The sequence below is a fragment of the Comamonas sp. wu1-DMT genome (genome assembly GCF_040187805.1).
GTDB lineage: Bacteria > Pseudomonadota > Gammaproteobacteria > Burkholderiales > Burkholderiaceae_C > Comamonas > Comamonas thiooxydans.
Genome location: NZ_JBANEM010000022.1, coordinates 12752 through 30681 on the forward strand (window position 1 = coordinate 12752; position 17930 = coordinate 30681).

Sequence of the window (17930 nt, forward strand, 5' to 3'; positions counted from 1 at the left end):
ACATACAATTGTCACGCACAGTTACACAAGGCTTCGTTGGAAATCTTCGCGTCACCCCTTGTGAGAAGCCCACAAGATATGTCCCACGCGGAGTACCAATGAAATAACGCCATATCGTTCCCCTGCACAGTCCATACCGACTGTCGCGTCTCTTCCAAATTTCCGTTCAATTTTCGCACTCGACGTTTCATTCGATCGAGCGCAGCTTTCATATTTGAAATAGAGGTTCCAGATGAAGATTTCCAGCACTTTGTCGATTGTTGCAATTGCCTGCGCACTCGCCGCATGCGGAGGCGGCGGTGGCAGCGACTCCGGGAACAGTAATGCTGGTGCCGGTAACGGTGGTGGAACTACCCCGAAGCCAGAAACACCGACAGAAACCTATCCTTCTGACGCGCAACCGGGCAACTATGCAGATGTAAACCGGGCCAAGATCTTCGACATCATCAATAAGAACCGCGTTACGTGTGGTTTCGGTGCCTTGAAGCAGAACTCGTTGCTAGACACTGCCTCATCAGGTCATGCGAATTACCTGCGATTGAATGAGACTATCAGTCATACTCAGGTCAATACAAATCCTGGCTTTACTGGTGCGGATTTATTGGCGCGTGCCACGGCGGCAGGCTATCAGGCGACTACACTCGGCGAAATTGTTTCCAACGAGAATTCTGGATCATTATTTGCAGGAACTAGCCCCTCGGGCATTGAGACCTCTCCAAATCTTCCATCCGGTGAAGCAAGGATCAAAGGTCTTTTCTCTTCTGTTTACCATTTGTCGGCAGCCGCGAGTGAATGGGTGGAGATGGGGGTGGGCTTCTCTGTGTCGGGCAACAAGACTCCTATCGCTGGAGAGACTGCCTACTATGGCGTCGCTGTTGTGAATTTTGGCGTGCCAGCTGGGACCTCGACTCCTGTTTACACAGGTGGTAAGGTCCGCAGCTTCCCCTGCAACGGCACAACTGGCGTATCACCTCTCTTCGGTCCCGAGTCCCCAAGCCCCTATCCCAGCCGCGACTTCAACGCGTCTCCCATGGGAACGCCCGTCTATTTCAAGGCTGCCTATGGTGGCTCCATCGAAATCAAGACTGCTGAAATGGTTCAGGTAAGCTCGTCTGCTCCAGTGGCAACTAGAATCCTCAATTCCACGGATGACGTGAATAAGTTGCTTGCAATCGGCGAGGCGTTTGTTATCCCTGATAAGCCTCTGCTTGCGAACACCCAATACCGAATTACCGTAAGCGGCACATCGGATGGAAAACCACTGAATGAGGTGTTTGTGTTCTCCACTGGTACACAAAACTAAATCTTGTGATCATAAAAAAGGCCCTGTAGGGCCTTTTTTATTGCTCAGTCACCGCCACACACCGATCCGGTAGTGGTAGCCTGTGTCCCGGTAATGATTCCGTATGTATTCGAAGGGCAGAGGCTATGCCACCGACCATCAGAGCCGGCAAGCGAATAACCTCCGCCTCCGCTTTTGACCACGCAGACTCCGTATGTCCAAGCTGGAAAGCAGCCGCCTGTAGTCTGAAGGTTAAACGAGTTACTAATGGCTCCCTCTCCCAAGGAGCCATAGCCAGGAACAACAACTGGTAAATTTCCGCCAGGAGGACTCGGAGCCCATAACCGAACGGTGCCAGTAGAATCATAATTCTGTGCAATTCCGTTCACCGAGATTGCTAGCAAGACTGATAATGTGATCAGAGTACGCTTCATATGAACCTGTATTAATAAATGCAGTATGTCTGTGCAATTGCTTCACCAGCTGCTGCTGCGCCGAGGTTATCAACAACTGATACTAGCCACGCCCAGCCGTAGTCAGTGGCGTAATGATTTAGCTTGACTGCATCAGTGCTTTGATTCTTGGGAGTGAGTATGACCATCGAGCCCGCAGTTCCAGAAACACAGGCCGGTTTAGGTATCCAAGTCCCATTGCTAGCTGAGTAAGACTCAATAAATATCTTCTTTCCAAATCGATCTGCTAGCGGTACCCATTGGTTTCCTGAGCAATAGAGGGCAATATCCTGTGCATTCCATGCGACTCCGCCGTTCTGCGGACACCATCCTCCGGCTATAGCATCCTTTTGCGGGGAGATTCCTTTCCAAGTACCTCCAATGCACATGACGAGTCCCTGGCTAGTCGAGTCCTGAGCAATATCGCCTTGCTGGTTGGCTCCAGTACATGAGCTGCCCTTGACTTGAACGCTAGTTGGCTTGATGACCTGGCCATACGTTCGACCAGAGCCGTCGCTCATCGAGATGCCGGCCGTAGGGACACCAGAGCCATTCTTAACCGTCAGGTCGCCGCCGCTGTTGATGCTGGCGGTCTCGGTTGGTCCATTGCTGATCGACAACGACTGAGACACGAGCGAGCCTGACTTCACTTTCCCCACGACGCTCAAGTCGCCTTGCAGATCGGGATCGCGGTCGTCTCGGATGCGTACAAATTGAGAATAGATCGCTGCAGTCCTGGTCGTGCAGACGCCATATGTGGCTGGAGCTGCGCCCCCTGGAGTTGGATAGTTACAGCTGCTCCCGCGCAGGCGAGTGGGCGCAAGCAAGGTCACCGTAGCGCCATAACCCTGGCTAGCGGATCTGATCTCTTCAGCTTGCACATGCCAAATGGAGCCCATCGCAGCCGCGCAGGCTCCATCGGTTGCATATCCATTGCAGCTGGCGGTCAGTGGTAGGTGGCTATACGAATAGGCGGTAAGCGAGCACGTCGATCCTGGGCAGCCAGATCGATCCACCGTGATGAGTTGCCGGCGCCTCATTGGGTCGATGAGAGGAAATGAGGCAGCCAAATACTTGGCAGTGCGCAGCTCGTCGACTGTGGGTGCGAGTGGATCGGAGAAGCCGGCCACAACCGATCCCATGGCAAGGGCCTGGGCATTGAGGTTCAGGAACTTGTCCAGTCCATCCTTGAGCGTCGAGAGGTAGACGCCGGTAGCTTCTGCGCGGCCGCTGTTGATCTTGTCGATTGCCTCCTTGGATGCATAGACGCCGAGTACAGCGGTCAAGCCAAGCACAGCGATGAGCTCAAGCATGAGGAAGCCCGCCTGTTGTTGTTTGCGATGATGGCGCGTGCGCAGCATGGTGTCCTTTTGCCGTGCCTACTTAGGCACGGCGGGAGGGGTGTTATTGGATGGTGTATTCAATGTCGGCGCCTGCGGGAACCGCGCAGGCGCTTTGCAGCGTCGCAATTGCAGGCTGCGCACCAGCGACCTTTACTGGGGTTGTGCCCACCTTGATGCTTTCAGCGACTCGGACCATCTGGGTCAGCATGGGCATACAGGCCTTTTCGTGGACCTTTGAGACTGTGATGACGAGGTTCGCGCCAGGCGTGCCCGTCACGGCAACTGCTTGAGGGGCCAGGCCGGTCGCTTGGATCGAATGGGTGGCCGCTGCGCCGGAGACGCTGAATGCGGTGTCCTTCAGCGCGCTGGCCAGTGTTGCAGTTGTGACGCCGGTGTACGGCGTCGCAGTGGCCACGGTGTTCGCAGCTCCTTGCAGCGTGTTGACTGCCCTGGCCAAGTCGCGCGCAAAGTAGGGCGCGCGGTACTCGCGGTAGAGGCCCTGCAGCACTGGTACAGCAAGCACTGCGAGGATCGCGATGATCGCCGCAACAATCATCAGTTCGATAAACGTGAAGCCGCCTTCATTGTTCTTGCATCGAATCGATTTGCGTGTGCGACGAGTGATATTGATCATGTTTTGCATATTGTTTGCTCCTAGTTAAAGCGGTTTGAAACGGGATCACAGAAAAACCATTTTTGCGGCATCGGTCATTTCATGAATAGCATTAAAGGTATTGAAAACAACCCAGCCGACTATTGCCAACGATACAAATAAAATGCTCCATCGGAGGATAAATGCACGTTTTTTGATGCTCTTTCCCATATCGCGCTCTGTGCGACGGCCTGTTAGTTGGAGACCAGCTTCTAAAGAATTTGCTTCAGAAATATCGAACAAGTAATAAAGAGCATCCGACTCCATCAGGCCCACATCGAATAGCCTACCATCCACAAAGCCGAGCTCAATATTCTCCATGATGCGTTGGCAATACCATTGCAACCAAGGCTCCGCCTGCAATGAGATTGCCTGTATGCCTTCTCGAAGATTGAGACCCGAGCCTCGCTTTACCAGAGTAGATAGGGTCGAAAGAAACATCGCGCCGCGATAGTTCCTGTAGACCCTGTAAACAATGAATTTTTCTGCCCATTGACGAGAACGGCCGCTCCAGCGAGTCAAGGACCAACTAAAGGCGATGCTAAGTATTAGTATCCCGATTGTTAAAGGAATGATATATGAGGCGAACACCCTTGAGAAATGTTCCAGATCAAAAGCATGTGGTCCGTAAAGTGTTTCCGGTACAAAGTCGAAGGTTGTTTTTATTTGCGGCCAGACAAAAGCAGGCACGCTTGTGAGAGTTGCCAGTACAACAATAATTGAGAATATTGCAACAGCAATGATTGAGAGAAACAGACTGCGAGCCTCATCAACTACTCTCACCAAGCGTGCAGCCTCTTTCAATGCATCCGGTACTGATCCAGTGCCTCCGTGGTTAGCTGCTGAAGCAATAATCAGCATGTCTGCATCGGGCAGCGTGCCTCGCCAAGTTGCGCCGATGTCTGTGCCAGTGTCCAGAAACTTGCTTGCCCAGTATTCGGAAAGCACTGCTCGCGGATGGGGGCGGAGCTTCTGCCAGCGGTTCTTTGGTGCGTAGCGTTGAGCATCCTTTACGAATATGTCGTGCATAAGGATTCGCCCATCGGAATCTGAAAGCACGTCAGCGAGATACTCGTAATAGTCGGCACGATGCCTTCTAAATTGTCGTGCTGCGCGTTTTAATGGCGAGAAAAACTCAAGGATGGATCGCATCACACAGCCTGCAGCTTCTTAATTGATTGATGATTCTTTGTGTGAACTGCAGCCATTTCTCGGCGTCTTTCTACTGTGACAAATGACATAAATCGAGGCTCGATCTCTCTAGGGTCAATTTCACCTTTGCTCATTTTGTAGATGGCACAGTCCATTGCAGATTTTCCAGTCATATCTGGATCGTCATATGGTGCGGTACGCGATGACGCCAGATACTGGCTCAGTTCAATTGTTTTGGCGTCGCGTATACATTCCAGGAAATAGTCATCTGGCTCAACCAACTCAGCGACGACGGTGCGGCCAAGTAAGCCATTCAATTCAGGCAAGCCATCACGCCGGCATTTATCGCATCCCTCGGGGTTTCTGACATATATCGTTTCTTGATCAATATCGTAGAGACGTTTTATGCGTGAGAAGTAATCCTCCCACTCCATTGCATTTTCACCTTGTAGGAGCTTTGTGGCCTTTAGCTTGCAGCCGGGGCAGTTTTTCGGAAGTAGTGCTTGATATCCCAAGAGCTTGAGATTTCCAGGGGTGGAAACGACATCGATGTCAATGCCAATACCTGGCGATATCAAGCGTGCTGGTATACCCATGCAATTACGAGCGTGGACAGTCGTATAGCAGTTCGTGCCCGATTCGATAGCATCTTGAAGCAGGGCGGCAGTTTGCTGGTCACGAATCTCACCGATGAATAGATCGTTAAGTGCGGTTCGCTTTAATGTTCTCTTCTTTGGCTTGAAAGGGTCGTCATCGCTTTCAAGGTCGCGACTCACCGTGTTCTGGTGAAAGTGACTGCCAGGCAAGATGTTTTCTCGCGGGTCTTCCACTGTCATCACTTTGCGCGTGCTTGGAACTCCACTGAGTAGTGTCGATATCGTTGTCGATTTGCCCGAGTCAACGACCCCCGAGAGGACGATTGCACCGCCCTCGGATCGCATGGCCCGCATCAGCATGGAGATCTGTGTGGGGAGGTAGCCAAGTTGCTCCAGCGTCAGCGGTTCTTTCTTGGCATTGATTGGCGTGATCCGCATGGTGATCTGCGGGCCTTCGTCACAGGCCATCGACGCCCAGCGCAGCATGAACTGTCCAAGCTCGGCCAGATCGATGAAGATCCGGCACTGGGATTCGACAGTGCCATTGAAAACGGGGTCTTTGACTCCCTTGGCAGTTTGGTACGCGACTCCAGCGATGGACAGAAGCGTTGCAGTTGGCAAGTGGAAGCGTGGTGGGGCCACGTACTTGCCCTCGATGGTGAACCGGACCTCGCTGCGTGTTTGGGCAGTGAAGATGTTCAGGTGAATGTCAGAGGCGCGGTTGGTTACGCCGTAACGCACCAGTTCCTCGAACGACTGGTAGTAGCCCGCTTTTGCCCTGTCGCCCAAAATGTTGCGAAGGCGCTCCCCCTGGGTCCCGTCGATGTGGCCACGCGAGACGGCATGGATGATGGTTTCGCTCTCGACCAGATAGACGTTGGCGCCTGGTGCGAGACGGTAGTTTTTGGACAGGAGGAGCTCGGTCGTAGCCCGTAGTTCTTGCGAGCTTCGGTGGCGGTTGCTCACGAGCAGAATGAACTGCTTGCTGTCTTTTCGTGTTTCGAGAGGACAGATGTGCTGGGCCAGACTTCCCGCCAGGTTGATGTCCTTGTCCTTCCCGAGTGGGCGATGGAAGCTCACTTCCTTGAGCAGCTCGGTCTCTGTCTTTATGACACGTTGACTGAGGACGAAAGTGGTCGCAGTCGGCGGAGCTGGGACTGTTGAACGTTGGCGTGAGAAGAATGGCCACTGCATCTTTGGTTCCTCAGCGGTCGCTGCAGAGCTTTTGCGGGAACTTGCTGTGCTGCAGTTCGATGCACCGTGCATCAATGCGCTTTGCTGTGTAGCCTGCCTTCGTCTCTGCAGGCGTAAAGGCGTAGATGCGACCGTCGATGGCGACCTCGGCCGTCCAACGGCCTGCGCGTCCATAGATGCCATTGAGGGTAAGAAGTGGGCGAGGCTCCGGCGGTGCTTCTACGGCTGGCTGCACAGTTGGTGCTGCTCCTTGTGGAGCCGCGGCTGCAGTAGTGGAGCCGCCCGTTTGGCCGAGCGCAGCCTCAACGGCTTTATCGGCTTCGAGTTGCAAGAGCTTCTTCACGGTTGGAGCAAAGCCATAGCCTGGCTGTGGCTGCGATGCGGCCGCAGCGAGATCCTGGGCGGCAGCGTGCATAGCGAAGCCAATCAGCGCGGCTGCAACGGCGGGCTTAGTTCTTTGCATAGATTTCTCCGGCCAAGGTGGCCGTCATGAGGCTTTTCTTGAGAGACGCTTCGCCGTTGGCCTGCCAGTCGTTGGGCAGTCGGGCAAAGTCAACCTTGAAAGAGGTCCACGCCACCGGTACCTCTGGAGTTATCAGCAGATCCACGCTGAGCAAGGGGCCGCTCAGGTTTGTCAACGCAGCTCTGTAGATGGCCAGCCCGAGCTCAGCAGGCATGGACACGGGCTCTCCGACCTTGTTGAGCGGTGCTGGAACTGCTTCAGGCTGGAATTGCCCAATGGTTTTTCCGCTGAAAGCGCGCAAGATCAGTTGCAAGGAACTAAGTCCACGTACTTGCTGGATGGCCAGTGGGGTCAGCTCATCGAAGTTGAGGCGACGTGCAGGCGCTGACACTTGCATAACGGCCTCTATTTCATCCACTGTGGAATAGCGGACGGTCCACTCGCGTGGACGCAAATGCTCGAAGTCTTCGTTGGTGGGGTCTAGACCCACATCTGCGGTGCGGTCGAATTTCAGGGTGCAACCCCAAGTGCTGCCAGCGCTTGGCTTACAGTCCGTCTCCTTTAGGCGCCACCCGGCGATGCTGGTGGGTAGTTTTTCGGTGGCTTCGCGCAATGCTCGTAGCGCTTCATGCCCGTAGGTGGACTTCTCCTGTGCATATGCTTGGAAGGCCTGAGTCCATGCTGTCTTGGGGTCCAGCTCATTGGCGTTGGCCAAGAGCTCTGCTTGGCGCCTTTGCTCCAGTTGCCAATAGTCCCAAGCACGTAATCCCCCGAGCAAAAGGATCGCGCCGGCTACGGTGTAGAGCACAGCTGGAGGGATGCTGGTGCCGACCTTGGCCAAGGCCTCACTGGCCTCGTTGCTGGCAGCTGCGCTTATGACCTGACTCAGCGTTACGGGCTGTACCTCTGGTGCGGGGTAAAGTAAATCTGGCTCATTCGTGAACAGTGAGATGGAAGAGGTGGCCAATCGCTCAAATGCAGCCAGCCGCGATCGAGCCGCTTCTTCGTCCGTCACCAGCGCGTCGAAGCCAGTCGCTGGTGCTCCGTCGATTGCGGCGCAAATCCAGATCCCTTGTGGGAGCTTGATGGCTGCAAACACATGGCCATTGGCGAAGGCGGCCACGCCGGTAGCCAAGGCGATGAGCTTTTCCCCCTGGTTGGACACTTTGAGTTTCGCGGTGCCCACGGTGGCTGGAGCTACCGTGCAGTAGTAGTCCGCCTTCCCCTTGCGGGCAAGTTGTTGTGCGTGCTTCTTGAGATTCACGGCTTGGACAGTCTGCTGCCAAGTCACGCCGATCACATAGCGCCGTTCGATGAGGTATGCACTCATGGTGGCCTCAGTTCATGAGCACAGGACGAACCACAACGAGGAATTCCTCACGTTCCAGGCTTTGCGCGTCAGAGCCGCCAGCGAGCAAACTCCAACCTTCAGCCAGACGGCGGCGGTTGTCTTTGGCTTTGTAGCGGGCCATGCCGGTGAGGACCATGACTTGGCCAGCTTTGAGCATGACCGTCGATTGATCGTCGATGCCTGACCTTTCGGGGTTTTGGACCCTTGAGATCGAAGTACCCTGGCCGGAGGTCGTCTCGGTCATCGCCACAAGGTTGGTCATGCTGATGCCGAATCTCAACTGCACTGAGCCGTTGTCCAAGATCGCGGGTTGGATCATGAAGCGATCGCCCGTAGTGACGTTGGCAGTCTTCATGCCCACCGAGCCCGATCCGGCTGCAGTAGAGGTCGATGGCAGCGTCTCAGACACGTAAGAACGGTCGTTGAGGTTGGTCTTGCGTGCCCATTGGCGGTTCATCGCCTGCATCTCTATGGGGCGATGCTGGATGTTGGTGCCATACTCGTTCAGCGCCTGGATCGCCGCTTGTGTGCCACCCCAGCGGGGCACCGTGCCGCTGCTTGGGCTGCCTCCGTTTGCCAGAGAGAGGATCGTCAACCCGATCTGGCCCGCCGTATCACCAACTAGCGAAGTGGGCGAGTCAATGGTTGCGCCCCACTTGGAGGTAAGCGAATTGAGCACCACGCCCCAGTTCACTCCCTTCTCGTCTCCGTCCTTTGTCGTGATGGAGTAGATGTCCATCTGTATGCGGACCTGGCGTGTCAGCGACTCGTTCTCGGACTTGACCACTTGGCGGATGCGCTGCATGGCTTCCTTGGTCGTCGTCACCGCGAACCTACCGGTACCCTGGTTGATAGCGATGGATGATCCGGGCACCGCAGCCACCATCTGCTGCAGGCTATTCATGAATGAATTGAAGATGTCCAGTGATCCAGCTTCGTCGATGCGGAAATTGGACTGGGAATTGCCAGTAGCGCCGGTGGTGCTGCTAGCACCCGATGTTGAGCCACCTTGCAAATTCATAGCAAAGTCCTTGCTTCCTTCAAGAGCGGCGATCTCGAAGGTTTCTGTGACGTAGCGCTCAATAATGATCACGCCATCGCGATACGCATAGGACAGTCCCAGCCTGGCTGTCACGAACTCAGTGATGCCGCGCGGCGTGTTGTTCTTCCAGTCCATCTCAACTGTGTCGAGCATGAGGTTTGGACCAGGGCGTATGGCCTCGACGCTCGGCTGGCCAGCAACGGCCAGAGGTGCAGGCATGCTCATTCCTGCAACTGTGGCGGTCGCGGGCTTGGCCGGCTGAGCGGTGCTTGGGCTAGAGGCGACTGCCGATGACGCGGGGCTGTATACGTCCTGCTTGATGCGAAACGGAACGCCAGTTATGCGAGACATGCGTTCGGCCCAAACCGTAAGGCTGACCTTGCCGCCAGTGCTTTTGTCTTCAAAGCTGATGAGCTTGAAGGTTTCATCGAAGATGGCGGGAAGGGAGTCTTCGGAACTGATCTCGATCATCTCGGAGCCGATCCACGGACGCGAAGCACGGCGCGCAACGATGGGCGAGAGCTGACGGGCGGCCGCTGCATTTGTGGCAGCCTTGTGGCCCTGTGTGGTCTCTTCTACGCGCAGGCTCCGATTCATGACACCTGCAGCCTCCAAGGAGCTGTCAATGTGGCCACGAACTTGCTGGGTGACTGCAGGCGAGACACATCCTGCGAGCAACAGAGCAGAAACGAGAGCAGAGGGTACGACACTGTGCTTTAGGTTGGCCAGAATCATTGGGTGCATTCCTTGTCTTGCTCGCCACGGCGGGTGATACGGGCCAAGGGCGGGTTATTTGGGTAGAAGCAGACATCAAGCGGGTATTCGCTCGCTTGAATGCCTGGTGACGACAGGGCGGCGGTCACGGCCTGCTCGAATGGCATTTCGTAGGTCTCGGGGCTTCCGATCACGACATGCTTGCGCGCATCCCAGCGCACGCGATAGCCGGCTTCTGCGGCCCAGCGTGTGAAGGCCTTGTTCAGCGTTACGTCCTGGAGCTTGAGCTCCCAGCGACGTGCAGGCTGTCCAGAGCCGTCAGTGAAGGAGGCTTTCCAGTGTTGGCGCGCCTGGTCCACCCACGAGCCAGAGCCTGGAACTGTGCTGGTTGTGAACAGTCCCTCAATCTGCGCGCGCGATGGTGCGCTTCCCTGTACCACTGCAGTGGCCACCGCTGTAGTCGGTGCGCTCGCTGCTACTGCTTCCAGCTTCGTGCCAGCAGCAGTTTCCGTGAGCTGAAGCTTGATCCCAGGGGGGAGTTGGCTGTTGACCGTCGAGATCAGATTGGCGACCGTGGAGCCACCTGCCTGTTTGACGGACACCTGAGTGTCCAGTGGTACTGGGCTGGTGAAGGGAACGCCCAGTCGATCTGCCAAGAGTTGAGCCAGGCCTTGCGCCTTGTCCTGCCATGTGACTTCGATTTCTGATTGCAGGAGCGTTGATTTGGCGCTGGTGCCTTCAGCTTCCTGTGCCATGGTCGGCCAGGCAGTAAGCGCAACAGCGACAGCTGCAACGCATCGTCCTAGGTGATGAAATTTCATTGCGTTCCTCATTTGCTTGCTCGGGCCATGGCGTCTGCCCAGGCAAACTCGCGGTACAAAGCGAGAACCATGGGGACGTAGGCTTGTGTTTCGCGGTACGGCGGAATGCCTTTGTGCTTACGCACGGCGCCAGGGCCGGCGTTGTATGCGGCGAGTGCCAGCTCCCAGTCTCTAAACTCGAACCACATCTTTCGCAGGTAAGCTGCGCCGGTGGCCAGCCCAAGCTCGGGCTGATACAAGTTGACCTTTGGGTCCCGCAAGCCTTCGCCACGGGCCGTATCTGGCATGACTTGAGTGAGACCGAGCGCACCTGCAGGCGATCTCGCACGCGAGTTGAATTGGCTCTCGATAGCCACGAGAGCCATTAGCAGCGCTGGTTCCAGTCCGTAGTGAACAGCGATCGCGCGAATGGCCGGCTCGTGCTGCCAATAGTTGCGGAGCAGTTGCTCACAGTGGGCAGACCTGGAATTTCCGCGAAGGCAGTCGTAGGTCGGGAGCTTTTTCGGCGGCAACTGGGCCAGGGACAGGCCAGGTGCAGCGACGAGGGTTGCTAATAGCAGATTGCGAGTGATGTGGGCTAGGCTAAACATCCGCGCCTCACAGCATCGAGAGGGCCAACAGCCCAATGAGCAAGGTTGTTGTGCCTTTCACGAGATAGTGCACTAGCTCGCTCGTGGCAACACGTCCCGAGGTGTAGCGACCGTAAAGGCCGCTGAAGGCACTGGCTGTGACAAGAAAGAAAAACGCGCCGCTTCCTGCAAGCAGCATTTGCTTGAGGCTGGGCATCTGCATCCCGGAGCCCTGCAGGAAGCCTTGCTGCATTGCTGCCGAGACTTCCATGCATGCACCGGTGGCGTCTCGCGGGCAGCTGCTACCCCCCAACCCGGTGCCACCGTTGCCACCCGTGCTTCCAGAGCCGTTTCCGAGCGGGTTGGTGTTGCCTGGGTTGGTAGGTCGTCCATTGGCCATCCTGTCGGCCATGTCGCATATAGATGTGCCATTGCTGTCGGCAAAGCCACGGCAAGACCCCGAGTTAATCATTCGCTGGCAGTTGCCGATGCCAAGCTGCACGCAAGCGAGCACCAGATTCCCGTCAACGGCGCGCCCATCAAAAGTGCCCGAGCCAATCAATTGGCGGACCACGCCGGAACGCATGGCGTCGGCGGTCAGTTGCGACCAAGCATCGATCTGAGCCTGCAGGGGCAGTTGGCGATACTGTTCAGGTGTCACTCCTGCATACTTGGCGATGTTTGTCCTATTCATCTGCAGGACGCCATAGCAGCAGCTGCCGTTGAATGCGCTGGTGTTGCCGCCCGATTCGACGTTGATAGCAAGGTTGGCCACAGCCTGCGCGTTCTGCTTTAGCCAGGCACTCGCATTTGGCGAGTTTTGAATGGCTTGGGTAATGTCTGAAGAGCTGACGATGGCGGCCAAAGCCACGGCTGGCAATAGCCACACAAGCTTGGATAGTCGCGGGAAAATGCGGCAGCTCATGACTAGCTCAGGCGCATAGCGCGATTGCATGCGGGAATGACTTTGCCGAACTGCCATGCCCGGAATCGAATCGTCAGGGCTGGCTGGGTCTGCTCTATGCGGTACTCGACACGGTTCTGTGATCGGTCGGTATTGGCGTACAACATGCAGTAGCCGGGGAGTTCAATGGCGCGCAGTCCAGGCCGAGGCGGCCAAGCGATGACACGCATGGTGCAGACGCTGTAGATGTCCATGGCTGCCGCGCCATTTGGTGCATCCAGGCAAAGTGTGTTGCCCGCAGCGGCGAACATGCTGAAGATGACTTTGCCCTCAGCGGTTGCGGTGTCACCCAGCAGCGCGAACGCAGGCATGCGCTTTCCTGCGCTGCCCAGTCGTGGAGCGGAAAGCTCTGTTGCCCAAACTGTCTTGAGGATCTCCCGGTCCACCGCTGTACCCGTGGACGAAAACACCGAGCTGTCGAAGACGACTTCTCGCATGGTCTCCCAGGACTGCGCGTGAGAGCTTGTCGCCATGGCAATGGCAAGCGCAGGGAATAGGGCAGAAATGAGGGGGCGAACGGAGGCGGGCGCGATCATCGTTGGTCCGCCTTCAAACGACCGCCACGCTCCAACTCCTCCATGAATTGCTCGGGCGGTGTGGCGCCAACCAAGCGCTTGCCGCTTGCCAGCACCACGGTGGGCGTGTTGTTCATGCCATAGCGCTCACCGAGCTTGAGGATCTCGACCAAACCATCGGTGTTGCACGACTCGGGCAATTGCGGCCGTGCGCCGTCCATGATGGCTTTCCACACGCCGGCACGGTCGCGTGAGCACCAGGCCATCCGTGCAAGAGATTGGCTTCGCCGATCAGTGATAGGGAAGATGAAGCGATAGATCGTCACGTTGTCGATCTGGTCGACGAACTTTGTGAAGACTCGGCAGATGGGGCAGAACGGGTCTTCGAAGAGCGCCATCACACGGCTTCCATCTCCGTGCACTTCCTTAATCGCGTGCTGCAGGGGAAGCTTGTTGAATGGAATGACCATCCTCTTGTCTTGTTGCAAGGCGGTCAGGTCTGTTTTGCTCTTCAAATCCATCAACGAGCCGTCCACAAAACTGTAACGACCCGTTTCATTCACATAGAATATCTCCCCTTCGGAAATCACCTCATAAATGTTGGTGAGCGGAGTTGTATTGATTTGCTCTACACGCACCGCTCCGTTCGTGTTTGCGTTGACGCCGGCCTTGATCTGCGCCGCAACCTTCTCTGATACGTCTGCAGCTATTGCTCCAGCCGTCAGGCCAACGAACAAAGCCGCGGCTGCGGCAAGCCTGCCTATCACTATGCGAGGCATTGCTTTGATATGTGATTGCTTTTGCATGGACCGCACTTTAGGGAGCGGTCGGCGTTGCCTCCAGCGGAAACCGTGCGTTACATACATCACGGTTTCCGCTTGACATATCAATTCCGAATTGATCTATATTTGAACTGTCGAGGTGTGTGTCTCGCCAGCCAAAGAAGGCGCCGATGAGGCGGCTTCTTCGTGCGGGCATTCACACGGGTAGATGAATGAATAATTTGCTAGTTGCCGGCACGATGGATGTTCCCGCCGGCTGGGATTTCCGTTTTGGAGATTTTCTAACCGATCTATTTTTTCAAGAGGGCCTTGCAGAAAGCACTCTTCAGGTCCTCCAGATCCAGTTGCGAGCTTTCAACGCATGGCTGTTGGAAGCGACCGGTCGCTCGTGGGAACATGCTTCGGTCGACGACCTGCAGGTATTCCTACTTAGCTGGAAAGACACCAGATCTGTTTCGGCACTACGCCTCAAACAATGGATGCTGCAGCGGTTGTACCGCTGGGCGAAAGAGTCCGGCATCGTGGACCTTGGCGTTCACCGCGCACTGCTACCACTTCGCGGGGGCTTGCGTCGCCCGCGTCGCCCACCATCCAGTAACGCGATCGCTAAGCTGATGGAGCTACCGGACACGAAAACGGCCAAAGGCATGCGAGATCGTGCAGCTTTGGAGCTCCTTTATGGATCCGGGCTACGTGCAGGAGAGCTGCTGAACATTACGCTCGATCAGGTCCCCGCCAGCGGCAAGCCCTTGCAGATATGGGGGAAGGGGAGCAAAGAGCGCTTGGTTGTCGTTGGAGAACATGCCAGGTATTGGATTGCGCAGTACAAAACGGCACGACAAGTGATCCTTGCAGCCGGAGGCCATGGCAAAAGATCCACATCCAAACTGTTCGTTAGTAGCGGACGCTATCCAGACTATCGCTACTACCAGTTGCGCAGAATGGTCAGCCGGTACGGTCGCGAATGCGGCCTTCGGTTGACACCCCACGCATTGCGACACGCCTTTGCGTCGCATCTGTACCAGGGAAAGGCGTCTCTGCACACTATCCAGCTACTGCTGGGCCATGAGCATCAAGAGACGACTGCGCACTATGTCTCTATCTTGCATGAGGATATCCGGGCCATGGCGGATCAGCATCATCCACGCAGCGCGAATTTCGAGCGCTATGTGCGTTGGTAATCTTGTACCGTTGAGGCTGAATCGGTAGCATTGCTGCATTTTCTACGCGATTGAGCTTTTGAGAGTAACTGCCGCTTTGTCTGCGCATCAGCCGGCCTAGTGCCATTCTGCATTGCTCCATTAGATCGGTGCAAAGACTCCTAATCCAACCCGGACAGGGAGCTATGTCTCCTTGTCCGGTGTTGTTTGCGCGCAGTAACGACACGATTCCTCGTCCATTTCCGAGGAAATCCATGAGCTAGATCTTTGCGCAAAGGGAGTGCGTGTTTTCTCACACAAGAACACGTCTGACCAAGAGATCCCAGTCTTCGATATCAAAGTGACCGGGATGCTTCAGCTGTTTGCTGGGCTGACTGCGCAGCAGGTATGCATCGTGATCCTAGCCCTCCATGCAGAGCTAACCACGCAAGAACGCCTGGCTCGCATGAAGGCACCGCTTCAGTCGGGCGAGACGCTCACTATCGGCTCCTTATTTCAGGGCGGAGGGGTACGCTGGTATGCACTGCGTTGGGCATTAGTACCTCCACCTGCGGTAGTCAGCAGTGGTTAAGCCGCTGGCATTCGTGTCAACAATTTAGGCACTAGCCACATAGATAATCAGAAATTATTTATTCAACAATCCGTCATAATCAAGATCGCCTGCATTCTTCAAAAATATCAAGACCAGGATTATAAATTTCAGACTTTACGCTCATTAATCCCAGAACTGAATGGAAATAATTATCATGGCTTATCCTGGCATCAACGTCTAATAGAGCAGCACATCCCTTATCTTCGAATTTTTCGCGCTTAAATGATTCAGAGAACCAAACGATCCAAGGAATGCGTTTCTGAGCATCGGGCGCCAAACTATAAGGAAGACCATGGAGGTATATGTTATTTTCTCCCAAAGACTCGCCATGATCTGAGACATACATCATTGCAGTTGGCCTATCTGGATAGGTCTCCTTAATCCAATCAATTGCTTTCGAAATGAAATAATCAGTTTCTCTTATGCTGTTGTCATATGCATTGACTACTTGTTCTCGACTGCAGGTTTGCAGAGCTGAAGATTCACATTCTGGGAAGTAGGTTTTTCTATCTGGTGAAGAACGCTTGTAATAGGCTGGGCCATGGCTGCCCATTTGGTGAACTAAAACAACGGTTCCTTTAGCTTTACCAAGCTTTGGTAAGTTTTCAATTTTCTTTTGGAGATTGTTCAACACTGCTGCATCAAAGCAACCATCATCTCTGCAATTGATGTCACCTTTGATTATCTCTTGATTTTCAGCAGGTATTCTCGCACATACCCCCTTGCACCCTGATTGATTGTCAACCCAAAGCACATCCAGACCTGCCTTTTTTAGAACATCTAATAAATTTTCGTAATTTTCTCGTCGATCAAAGAACTTCTCCCTCGATAAGTGTGAAAACATGCACGGCAGTGACTCTGCGGTGCTCGTTCCACAAGCCCAGGCATTTTTAAATGACAAGATGTCTTTTCGACTTGATAGCAAAGGTGTGGTATCTCTTGAATAGCCATTCAACCCCAAATGATCTGAACGAGCGGTTTCTCCGACTACAAGAAATACTATAGGGTCTACAGCCCCTTCAATGTATGCTCCTTCTCCTATTTTTACCAAATCTTTTGATTTCCTCTTCTGGGAATCGTCAATTTTCTTGAAGACCGCATATAGTCCATTGTATGGGTTAATCAAATAGCGAATCTCCTTATGGTTCCTCATGGTTGAGGAGAACGCCTGAAAAGAAACGATTAGGCTTACCACTGCTATTGAAATCCCCAGGAGAGCAAGCATCAAACGCTGCAATATCAGTTTGCCAAAAGTAGATTTTGAGAAATTTCTGCGCCATATAAACCACAATGGAGGTAGCGACAGCAGCAAAATCACAAAAATCATCTGCAAATTAATCAAATCAGAGGCTTCTTTGAAGTCTGTTTGCAGCACATTAGTTATCATATTGGAATCAATAACAATCCCGTATGCTTGCATGAAATAGGCAACTGAAGCCGCACTTACGACAAAGATGCTGGCAATTGGCCTTAAAAGCCTCCCCCATCCCAAAACAGAAATCGAAAGAATATTCAAACCAATTAATATAAAAACAAAGGATATTATTAGACTTATATCCGATTCTTCACCTAATTTAGATATTTTCAGCCAAAGATAATAATTAGAAAAAATAGCAATCCATATACTAACTCCAATGATCATGCGTGTTGATTGCATGCCACTAGATAGCAGGAATTCACTTATTTTATTGAAAGTCTTCATTTTACGGAAAGAATTTAATCAAGAACTATTCAGCTTCTCAATGAAACTATTTTTGAATTTACAAAAACCCACAATAGTAGAGATAAAATCTGATCTAAACGATGACATTTAGATTACATTTTTGTCATTTTTTGAGCAAAAAAAAAAGCGTGGATCGTGTCACCACGAATCCACGCCAAGAAAATATTACTGATTACCCAGCCATAGCTTGGTTACGAGCATCTCGCTGCGAAGGGGTTTCTTTTGTCAGCTCATCAATAACTTGTTGACGAGTCTTCTCGGGGCCTGTGCTCTTAACCGCAGGGTAATTTCCTGCGCGCATCCGAGTATCCCCACCATCGCGCACTGCATTCGCTGCTTCTGCACGGACTTGGTCACGGGTTTGAGAGCTCTTGAAGTGTCCAGGGTATGCTTTTACACCGGCCTCGTTATTTGTGGGGTGCCAGTACGTATCTGCGACTGCGACGCCAGGCATTGCCAGAACGGTTGCCATTGCGGCTGCGGCGGTGAGAGATGCAAAAATTTTACGGTGAGCCATTTAATACTCCTTAAGTGAATTGATTTTCTTCTCCATCTAAGAAAGT

16 protein-coding genes are annotated in these 17930 nt (G+C 53.9%); 2 read left to right on the forward strand and 14 right to left on the reverse strand.

What is annotated here, in order from left to right:
• The first annotated feature begins 232 nt into the window (after window positions 1-232).
• Window positions 233-1303 (forward strand): CAP domain-containing protein, encoded by a 1071-nt coding sequence (locus tag V8Z78_RS23025; protein WP_131326365.1) that lies wholly within the window; start codon window positions 233-235, stop codon window positions 1301-1303.
• Window positions 1304-1727: 424 nt separating this feature from the next.
• On the opposite strand, the gene V8Z78_RS23030 is transcribed toward V8Z78_RS23025, so the two are convergent.
• From V8Z78_RS23030 to V8Z78_RS23085, 12 genes are read right to left on the reverse strand one after another with little or no spacing between them, the layout of a single operon-like run.
• A complete protein-coding gene (locus V8Z78_RS23030) occupies window positions 1728-3095 on the reverse strand; it encodes a type II secretion system protein (RefSeq protein WP_019042150.1) in 1368 nt (455 codons plus the stop codon).
• A gap of 43 nt (window positions 3096-3138) precedes the next feature.
• Complete coding sequence (locus V8Z78_RS23035) at window positions 3139-3720, reverse strand: prepilin-type N-terminal cleavage/methylation domain-containing protein (protein WP_019042149.1); 582 nt, start codon at window positions 3718-3720, stop codon at window positions 3139-3141.
• 36 nt (window positions 3721-3756) lie between these two features.
• Window positions 3757-4881, reverse strand: a complete 1125-nt coding sequence (locus V8Z78_RS23040; RefSeq protein ID WP_029158310.1) for a type II secretion system F family protein — start codon at window positions 4879-4881, stop codon at window positions 3757-3759.
• On the reverse strand, window positions 4881-6671 hold the full coding sequence (locus V8Z78_RS23045) for an ATPase, T2SS/T4P/T4SS family (protein ID WP_019042147.1): 1791 nt from the start codon (window positions 6669-6671) through the stop codon (window positions 4881-4883). Before V8Z78_RS23045 ends, V8Z78_RS23040 begins: the two co-directional genes overlap by 1 nt.
• A 10-nt stretch (window positions 6672-6681) precedes the next feature.
• Window positions 6682-7134, reverse strand: coding sequence for a hypothetical protein (locus tag V8Z78_RS23050; RefSeq protein ID WP_029158309.1), 453 nt, complete (start codon window positions 7132-7134; stop codon window positions 6682-6684).
• Window positions 7121-8464, reverse strand: coding sequence for a type 4b pilus protein PilO2 (pilO2, locus tag V8Z78_RS23055; protein WP_019042145.1), 1344 nt, complete (start codon window positions 8462-8464; stop codon window positions 7121-7123). The genes V8Z78_RS23050 and pilO2 overlap by 14 nt, the downstream gene beginning before the upstream one ends.
• A gap of 7 nt (window positions 8465-8471) precedes the next feature.
• Window positions 8472-10262 carry a hypothetical protein gene (locus V8Z78_RS23060; RefSeq protein ID WP_019042144.1) on the reverse strand — a complete coding sequence of 597 codons (1791 nt, stop codon included), beginning with the start codon at window positions 10260-10262 and terminating at the stop codon, window positions 8472-8474.
• The gene (locus tag V8Z78_RS23065) at window positions 10259-11062 is read right to left on the reverse strand and encodes a TcpQ domain-containing protein (RefSeq protein WP_230629849.1); all 804 of its coding nucleotides are present in this window, start codon (window positions 11060-11062) and stop codon (window positions 10259-10261) included. Before V8Z78_RS23065 ends, V8Z78_RS23060 begins: the two co-directional genes overlap by 4 nt.
• Before the next feature lie 8 nt (window positions 11063-11070).
• Window positions 11071-11652 (reverse strand): lytic transglycosylase domain-containing protein, encoded by a 582-nt coding sequence (locus tag V8Z78_RS23070; protein ID WP_019042142.1) that lies wholly within the window; start codon window positions 11650-11652, stop codon window positions 11071-11073.
• 7 nt (window positions 11653-11659) lie between these two features.
• Entirely contained in the window at window positions 11660-12556 is an 897-nt protein-coding gene (locus V8Z78_RS23075) for a hypothetical protein (protein ID WP_019042141.1), read from the reverse strand.
• Between the two features lie 2 nt (window positions 12557-12558).
• Entirely contained in the window at window positions 12559-13068 is a 510-nt protein-coding gene (locus V8Z78_RS23080) for a hypothetical protein (RefSeq protein WP_242608300.1), read from the reverse strand.
• Between the two features lie 59 nt (window positions 13069-13127).
• Window positions 13128-13889 (reverse strand): DsbC family protein, encoded by a 762-nt coding sequence (locus V8Z78_RS23085; protein ID WP_057092291.1) that lies wholly within the window; start codon window positions 13887-13889, stop codon window positions 13128-13130.
• Window positions 13890-14104: 215 nt separating this feature from the next.
• Between V8Z78_RS23085 and V8Z78_RS23090 the strand changes: the two genes are divergently transcribed.
• Window positions 14105-15073 carry a tyrosine-type recombinase/integrase gene (locus V8Z78_RS23090; protein WP_231879659.1) on the forward strand — a complete coding sequence of 323 codons (969 nt, stop codon included), beginning with the start codon at window positions 14105-14107 and terminating at the stop codon, window positions 15071-15073.
• A 629-nt stretch (window positions 15074-15702) separates the two neighbouring features.
• On the opposite strand, the gene V8Z78_RS23095 is transcribed toward V8Z78_RS23090, so the two are convergent.
• Window positions 15703-17286, reverse strand: coding sequence for a phosphoethanolamine transferase (locus V8Z78_RS23095; protein WP_230629845.1), 1584 nt, complete (start codon window positions 17284-17286; stop codon window positions 15703-15705).
• A gap of 253 nt (window positions 17287-17539) precedes the next feature.
• Window positions 17540-17884, reverse strand: coding sequence for a DUF4148 domain-containing protein (locus V8Z78_RS23100; RefSeq protein WP_019042316.1), 345 nt, complete (start codon window positions 17882-17884; stop codon window positions 17540-17542).
• Window positions 17885-17930 lie beyond the last annotated feature (46 nt).

Excerpts from the sequence above, each read along its gene's own strand:
- V8Z78_RS23045 (WP_019042147.1), bottom strand. The coding sequence starts at position 6,671 with ATGCAGTGGCCATTCTTCTCACGCCAACGTTCAACAGTCCCAGCTCCG.
- V8Z78_RS23090 (WP_231879659.1), top strand. The coding sequence starts at position 14,105 with ATGAATAATTTGCTAGTTGCCGGCACGATGGATGTTCCCGCCGGCTGG.
- V8Z78_RS23070 (WP_019042142.1), bottom strand. The coding sequence starts at position 11,652 with ATGTTTAGCCTAGCCCACATCACTCGCAATCTGCTATTAGCAACCCTC.
- V8Z78_RS23035 (WP_019042149.1), bottom strand. The coding sequence starts at position 3,720 with ATGCAAAACATGATCAATATCACTCGTCGCACACGCAAATCGATTCGA.
- V8Z78_RS23085 (WP_057092291.1), bottom strand. The coding sequence starts at position 13,889 with ATGCCTCGCATAGTGATAGGCAGGCTTGCCGCAGCCGCGGCTTTGTTC.
- V8Z78_RS23080 (WP_242608300.1), bottom strand. The coding sequence starts at position 13,068 with ATGGCGACAAGCTCTCACGCGCAGTCCTGGGAGACCATGCGAGAAGTC.
- V8Z78_RS23065 (WP_230629849.1), bottom strand. The coding sequence starts at position 11,062 with ATGAAATTTCATCACCTAGGACGATGCGTTGCAGCTGTCGCTGTTGCG.
- V8Z78_RS23040 (WP_029158310.1), bottom strand. The coding sequence starts at position 4,881 with ATGCGATCCATCCTTGAGTTTTTCTCGCCATTAAAACGCGCAGCACGA.
- V8Z78_RS23025 (WP_131326365.1), top strand. The coding sequence starts at position 233 with ATGAAGATTTCCAGCACTTTGTCGATTGTTGCAATTGCCTGCGCACTC.
- V8Z78_RS23030 (WP_019042150.1), bottom strand. The coding sequence starts at position 3,095 with ATGCTGCGCACGCGCCATCATCGCAAACAACAACAGGCGGGCTTCCTC.
- V8Z78_RS23060 (WP_019042144.1), bottom strand. The coding sequence starts at position 10,262 with ATGATTCTGGCCAACCTAAAGCACAGTGTCGTACCCTCTGCTCTCGTT.
- V8Z78_RS23100 (WP_019042316.1), bottom strand. The coding sequence starts at position 17,884 with ATGGCTCACCGTAAAATTTTTGCATCTCTCACCGCCGCAGCCGCAATG.
- V8Z78_RS23050 (WP_029158309.1), bottom strand. The coding sequence starts at position 7,134 with ATGCAAAGAACTAAGCCCGCCGTTGCAGCCGCGCTGATTGGCTTCGCT.
- V8Z78_RS23075 (WP_019042141.1), bottom strand. The coding sequence starts at position 12,556 with ATGAGCTGCCGCATTTTCCCGCGACTATCCAAGCTTGTGTGGCTATTG.
- pilO2 (WP_019042145.1), bottom strand. The coding sequence starts at position 8,464 with ATGAGTGCATACCTCATCGAACGGCGCTATGTGATCGGCGTGACTTGG.
- V8Z78_RS23095 (WP_230629845.1), bottom strand. The coding sequence starts at position 17,286 with ATGATCATTGGAGTTAGTATATGGATTGCTATTTTTTCTAATTATTAT.